This is a genomic window from Xanthovirga aplysinae (assembly GCF_009711365.1).
GTDB lineage: Bacteria > Bacteroidota > Bacteroidia > Cytophagales > Cyclobacteriaceae > Xanthovirga > Xanthovirga aplysinae.
Map to the genome: position 1 here is coordinate 1 of NZ_SMMB01001005.1, position 6,502 is coordinate 6,502.

Annotated in this window: 5 protein-coding genes; all 5 read left to right on the forward strand. The window is 38.2% G+C overall.

Translation table 11 applies throughout. The annotated features are described in order from the left end of the window. Positions 1-85: 85 nt before the first annotated feature. The 5 genes from E1171_RS10175 to E1171_RS10195 all read left to right on the forward strand — a co-directional run bounded on the left by E1171_RS10175 (position 86) and on the right by E1171_RS10195 (position 6,435). Entirely contained in the window at positions 86-1,765 is a 1,680-nt protein-coding gene (locus tag E1171_RS10175; RefSeq protein ID WP_155205898.1) for a hypothetical protein, read from the forward strand. A 62-nt stretch (positions 1,766-1,827) separates the two neighbouring features. Beyond that, positions 1,828-3,660 (forward strand): ABC transporter ATP-binding protein, encoded by a 1,833-nt coding sequence (locus E1171_RS10180; RefSeq protein WP_155205899.1) that lies wholly within the window; start codon positions 1,828-1,830, stop codon positions 3,658-3,660. 150 nt (positions 3,661-3,810) lie between these two features. Next, complete coding sequence (locus E1171_RS10185; protein ID WP_155205900.1) at positions 3,811-4,176, forward strand: hypothetical protein; 366 nt, start codon at positions 3,811-3,813, stop codon at positions 4,174-4,176. Positions 4,177-4,224: 48 nt separating this feature from the next. Further along, positions 4,225-5,763, forward strand: a complete 1,539-nt coding sequence (locus E1171_RS10190) for a YifB family Mg chelatase-like AAA ATPase (protein WP_155205901.1) — start codon at positions 4,225-4,227, stop codon at positions 5,761-5,763. Positions 5,764-5,961: 198 nt separating this feature from the next. After that, complete coding sequence (locus E1171_RS10195) at positions 5,962-6,435, forward strand: aminoacyl-tRNA deacylase (RefSeq protein WP_155205902.1); 474 nt, start codon at positions 5,962-5,964, stop codon at positions 6,433-6,435. The last annotated feature ends 67 nt before the right edge of the window (positions 6,436-6,502 follow it).

Below are 6,502 nucleotides of genomic sequence, written 5' to 3' on the forward strand. Positions count from 1 at the left end.
TTTTCCTTATCTTGCCTACCCAAAAACCATCTTAATTTCTATTATTTTTATCATTTTTTGAGTCTAAGCCAGCTCTTATTCAACTATGAAAAATTTTATACTTATTATTTTAGTGTTTTTTTCTGCTTATACCATTTCCTTTAGTCAACACACTAATGCCCCTTTAAATGAAGATTATTATCATTTAATTGATCGCTATGACATCAAAAATGGAAATTTATCCACACTTTTTACAGGATTCAAGCCCTTTAGTAGGTCGTCGGTAGTGCAATTAACAGATAGCCTTTTGTCAAAAGGACAGGCAATTTCAAACCAGGATAAGTTTAATATACAATACTTAAGAGCAGATAATTGGGAGTATACATCAGATTCCAGCTGGTTAAGTAGGGCCCCCGTACTTAAAAAGTTTTTTAAAAGTAAGGCAGATTTCTTTTATGTAAAGGAAAAGAGTTTTCAATTTAGAATTCAGCCGGTGATTTATTTCTCATTGGGATTTGATAACGATGGTACGGATTCCCCTTTTATTAATACCAGAGGGGTACAGCTTCATGGCAGCATTGATAAGAAGTTAGGATTTTATGCTTATATCGGCGAAAACCAAGCATCTTTCCCTGGTTATGTGCGGAGTTGGATTCAGCAAAAACATACTGTCCCTTATGAGGGTTTTTGGAAATCTTTTGGAGAACAAGGGGTAGATTATTTGGTCGGTAGAGGGTATTTGAACTTTAAGGTTACCAAACACATTACTACCCAATTTGGCTATGATAAAAATTTTATTGGGAATGGCTATCGGTCTATGATTCTTTCTGATTTTGGTAATAGCTACCTTTTTCTCAAGTTTAAAACTAAGATTTGGCGTTTCGAATACACCAATCTTTTTGCAGAGCTTTACGCGGATATAAATGCCAACGCTACAGGATCTATTTCTGGTAGTTATCCTAAAAAGTACATGGCATTGCATCGTTTGAGTTTTAATTTTTCGGACAATTTTAACCTGGGAGTTTTTGAATCAGTTATTTTTGGTAGGGCAGATTCACTGCAAACCAATTTTGAATTACGGTATTTAAATCCGATGATTTTTTATCGTCCTCTGGAACAGCAAAGTGGAAGTGCCGACGATATGTTGCTTGGTGCGGACTTTAAATGGAATTTTGCCAAAAGGTTTCAACTTTATGGACAGTTTGTTTTGGATGAGTTTGTGCTAAATGAGCTTAAAAGTGGTGATGGATGGTGGGGAAATAAATTTGGAGCACAACTTGGCTTTAAATATATTGATGTGTTTTCTATTTCCAATCTTGACCTTCAAGTGGAAACCAATTTGGCCCGTCCCTATTTGTATTCTGATAAGGTGCCTTATACTAATTATTCTCATTATACCCAGCCTTTGGCTCACCCACTGGGGGCAAATTTCAAGGAAACAATTGCTATTGTCCGATATCAGCCTACAAAGCGGCTTCATTTGAGTTCTAAATTACAAATGGCCCATTTTGGGACTGACACAGATGGTGCTAATTGGGGAGGAGACATTATGAAAAATTACAATGAACGAGAACAGGAGTATGGCAATACCATTGGTCAAGGAGTAAAAAATGAATTGTTTTATGGAGATTTTATCATTTCTTATCAACTAAAACATAACTTATTTGTAGACTTGCAACAAATTTATCGTAAGCTGGACAGTGAAGACGTTTTGCTAGACGATAAGAGTTTGTTTTCTTCGCTTGCTTTGCGTTGGAATATTGGCAGAATAAATCACCTGTTTTAAGTATACTCTTAGCAGTAGTGAAGGGAAAAAAGTTAAGGAAGAACTAAGAGATAATTACATCAATGAAAACATACTTTAGGATTTTATCCTACGCATTACCCATTAGAAAAAACCTGCCATTCTATGTGGTTTTTACCATTTTAGCTACAGTATTTGGAGCTGCTACATTTGCATTGTTGAAGCCCTTGTTGGATATTATTTTTGGTACACTAACTGAAGAGGAGCTGCTACAAATGAGTGTAAAGCCAAATTTTAGGTGGGAAATAGAGTATTTTCAGGATTTGTTTTACTTCTATTTCAAATCTTTTGCTGATCAATATGGAAAAATCGGTTCGCTTTACTTTATGTGTGGGGTAATTATTATTGCCGTGTTTTTGGCCAATGTTTTTCGGTACGGGGCAGCTATGATATTGGCTAAGATAAGAGCCAATGTGATCAGTAAATTAAGAAAAGATATCTTTAGAAAAGTTACCCGTTTGCACAGTGGTTATTTTTCCGAACAACGAAAGGGTGATATTATGTCCCGAATCACCAATGACGTGCAAGAGGTAGAACGTTCGGTAGTGGATTCACTAACTGTGGCTTTTAGTGAGCCTTTTACTATGGTGGCTTATTTTACCATTTTGTTCATCATGTCTGTTAAATTAACCATATTTACTTTGGTGGTTTTGCCACTTTCTGGCCTTATTATTTCAAGTATTTCTAAACGGTTAAAAAGAACAGCTCGTGCTAGTCAGGTATCTTTGGGTAATTTGGTAAATATTTTGGATGAGACCCTGGGTGGTATGCGGGTGATTAAAGCCTTTAATGCCCGAAATTATATCATTAATACTTTTGATAAAGAGGTAGGGAAATATGAACGAATAAATATTGCCATGGCCAGGAAAAATAACCTTGCTTCTCCTGCATCTGAATTTTTAGGTGTGTCGGTGGTAGCAGGGATTATACTTTTCGGAGGGTCTTTAGTGTTGGGTCAAGGAGGAGACCTGGAAGCAAGTGCTTTTATTACTTACATTTTAGTCTTCAGTCAGGTGCTTAACCCTATTAAAAATATATCCAGGGCATTTAGTAATGTTCAGCGTGGCCTCGCTGCAGGAGAGCGAATTTTTAGAGTAATTGATACCAACCCTGATATAAAAGATAGGGACAATGCTCATGAATTAGAATCCTTTGAAAGGGAAATAGAATTTAAGCATGTAGGTTTTGCTTATAATGAGGAATTGGTATTGAAGGAAATCAATTTTAGAGTCCCCAGAGGAAAAACGGTAGCCTTAGTTGGTCCCTCTGGAGGTGGTAAATCCACTTTAGCGGATCTCATTCCGCGATTTTACGACACAACTGAGGGGGAAATCTGTATAGACGGAACTCCTCTAAAAGATTTGAAAATAGATTCCATACGAGCACAAATGGGAATTGTCACCCAGGAATCGATTCTTTTTAATGATACGGTATTTAATAATATAGCCTTTGGGATAAAAGATGCCAATGAAGAAGATGTTATTCGTGCAGCCAAAATTGCCAATGCTCATGATTTTATTGAACAAATGGAAAAGGGCTATCAAACTAAAATAGGGGAAAGAGGTTCCCGACTTTCTGGGGGACAGCGTCAACGAATAAGTATTGCCCGGGCTGTTTTCAAAAATCCACCTATTTTAATACTTGATGAGGCAACATCTGCCCTGGATTCAGAGTCCGAAAAATTAGTACAGGGGGCTTTGACCAATTTAATGAAAAACAGGACCTCTATTGTTATTGCCCATCGCCTAAGTACTATTCAACATGCAGATGAGATATTGGTGATTCAACAAGGACGAATCGTGGAAAGTGGAAAGCATAAAGATTTAATTGCCTTGGATGGAGTGTATAAAAAACTGACTGAAATGCAGGCATTCTAAAAATTCTGAGCCAATTGGAATGCATCTTTCCGGATTTTTATATTTTATTGGCTACTTGTAATTTTTATAACCACTTTTTCTTCTAATTTTTTCGGGAAATTATTGTAAATTATCTCCCAGTAGGGTATAATGAAAATAAGCTTTCCTTCTATGAAAAATTTTAAGAATATTATATATTTTCTTGCTATTTTATACCTCCTCTTCAATGTTCTTTTGGTCTTTTTGCTGGAGTCCATTTTTGAGGGTTTAGGAAAAGGCTATTTCTTAATGTTAATTCCTTATTGGTTAGGATTGGGTTGTTTGATTATTCTTTTTGTTGTAATCATTGGAATTGTTCAGCACAAGCAAAAAACCAACCAAGTCAACCAATTAGAAAAGGAAAGTAATAGTTTAAAAGCCCGCCTATACGATCTCAATCAAGGTAAAACAGAACAGTCTAAAGAGCAGTCTTTTCCTAAAGATGAGGATCGATCTGAACAAAATAAACCAACCTCTTTGGGGAGGGATGAAGATTAAAGCCACTCAAATTTCATTCTCCCCAGCAAATTTCAAAAGTTTTTATTAATGCTGGCCAAAACCTACGGAAGCGCAGTTTTTGGGGTAGATGCCCAAAAAATCACCATCGAAGTAAACGTCGGAAAGGGAAGGAATTTCTTTATGGTGGGATTGCCGGATAATGCGGTTAAGGAAAGTGCACAGCGAGTAGAATCGGCTATAGGATGTGTGGGCATGCGAATGCCAAGAACAAAGGTGGTGGTTAATCTTGCTCCTGCTGATATCAGAAAAGAAGGTTCTGCTTATGACTTACCCATTGCCTTGGGTATTCTCAAGGCTTCGGGTCAATTGCAATCTGAAACATTATCTGACTATTTGATCATGGGTGAGTTATCTCTTGATGGGCTGTTGCGTCCTATTAAAGGCGTGCTTCCCATTGCCATTGAAGCCAGAAAAGAAGGTTTCAAAGGGATTGTTCTCCCTAAGGAAAATGCCTCTGAAGCAGCAATTGTCAATCAATTAGATGTAATTGGGGTTAAAACATTGGAGGAAGCCATTGGATTCTTTGAAGGACACAATGAAATTCCTTCTCTTCCTTCCACTACCCGAGAGGTTTTTAATGCAAAAAAAGGTAATTATGCCGCCAATTTTTCCGATGTCCAAGGTCAGGAAAATATTAAAAGAGCTTTTGAAATAGCCGCAGCAGGAGGGCATAATGTTATCATGATAGGACCTCCAGGAGCCGGAAAGACCATGTTGGCCTATAGGCTTCCTTCTATCCTTCCCCCATTAAACTTGCATGAAGCCCTGGAAACGACCAAAATTCATTCGGTGGCAGGAATCCTAGGGGCGGAGGCTAGCCTCATTGCTCATCGCCCCTTTCGTGCCCCCCATCATACTATTAGCAATGCAGCTCTTGTTGGTGGAGGGGGAATTCCTCAACCAGGGGAGATCTCACTTGCTCATAATGGTGTGTTGTTTTTGGATGAATTGCCTGAATTTCAGCGAACTGTCCTGGAGGTCATGCGACAGCCTTTGGAAGATCGAAAGGTGACCATTTCAAGGGCCAAGTTAAGTCTGGACTTTCCGACGAACTTTATGTTGGTCGCTAGCATGAACCCTTGTCCATGTGGTTATTATAATCATCCGGATAAAGAATGTGTTTGCTCTCCGGGAGTGGTGCAGCGGTATTTAAACAAAATAAGTGGTCCATTGTTGGATCGGATTGATTTGCACGTGGAAGTTACACCCGTATCTTTTGATGAAATGACCGCTGAAAGAAAAAGTGAAAGTAGTGAGGAGATCAGGAATCGGGTCATTGTTGCCAGAGGAATTCAGGAGGAACGTTTTCAGAAAATAAAAAATGTTTACTCTAATGCGATGATGTTTCCGCAAATGGTAAAGAAAATTTGTAGGTTAAATTCCGAAAGTCATGGATTATTGAAAGTTGCAATGGAAAAACTTGGGTTGTCTGCACGTGCCTATGACCGAATTTTGAGGGTTTCAAGAACAATAGCCGATTTAGCCTCACAAGACAGTATTCAAACAGAACATGTGGCAGAAGCCATTCAATATCGTAGTCTGGACAGAGAAAACTGGGCAGGATAGGGGGAAACCCATTCTTTAGTTCCTAATTATGAGGTAGTCACAATGCTATTGTGGATAGAATGAAATGAAAGAATAAATTGTTAAATAAGAGACGGTTAAGTAATTGTTTTGACCGAATCAAGAAATCAATATTTTTTAAACAAAAGGCGTGAAGTGTTTTAGTTTTTTAATTCGCTGCGCTGAAAAAAGAAAAAGGTTATGCCAGTTCGAAAATTGAAAGAATATCTGGATGAACGCAACATCAGGTATGTAACCATTCATCATTCGCAGGCATTCACCGCACAACAAATTGCTGCCAGTGCCCATATCAGGGGAAAAGAGTTGGCCAAAGCTGTCATCATTAAAGTAGGAGGGAAAATGGCCATGTGTGTTTTACCTGCTTCCTATATGATTGATCTAAACCTTTTAAGACAGGTGACAGGGGCTAATGATGTGGAGTTAGCCAGTGAATTGGAGTTTAAGAATCAATTTCCTGAATGTGAAGTGGGTGCTATGCCTCCTTTTGGTAATTTGTATGGAATGGATGTTTATGTGGCGGGTATTTTGAGTGAAGATGAGGAAATCGCTTTTAACGCAGGTTCCCATACTGAGTTGATACGTATGGCTTATCAGGATTTTGAAAGACTGGTTAAGCCCAAAGTGGTTCGTTTTGCCCATAAATTGGCGATGTGAAAATGAATTGAGTCGTAACCATTGGGGCAAAATGAAGGGAAGAGTCGATGTGAGGTTTTTTGAAAGG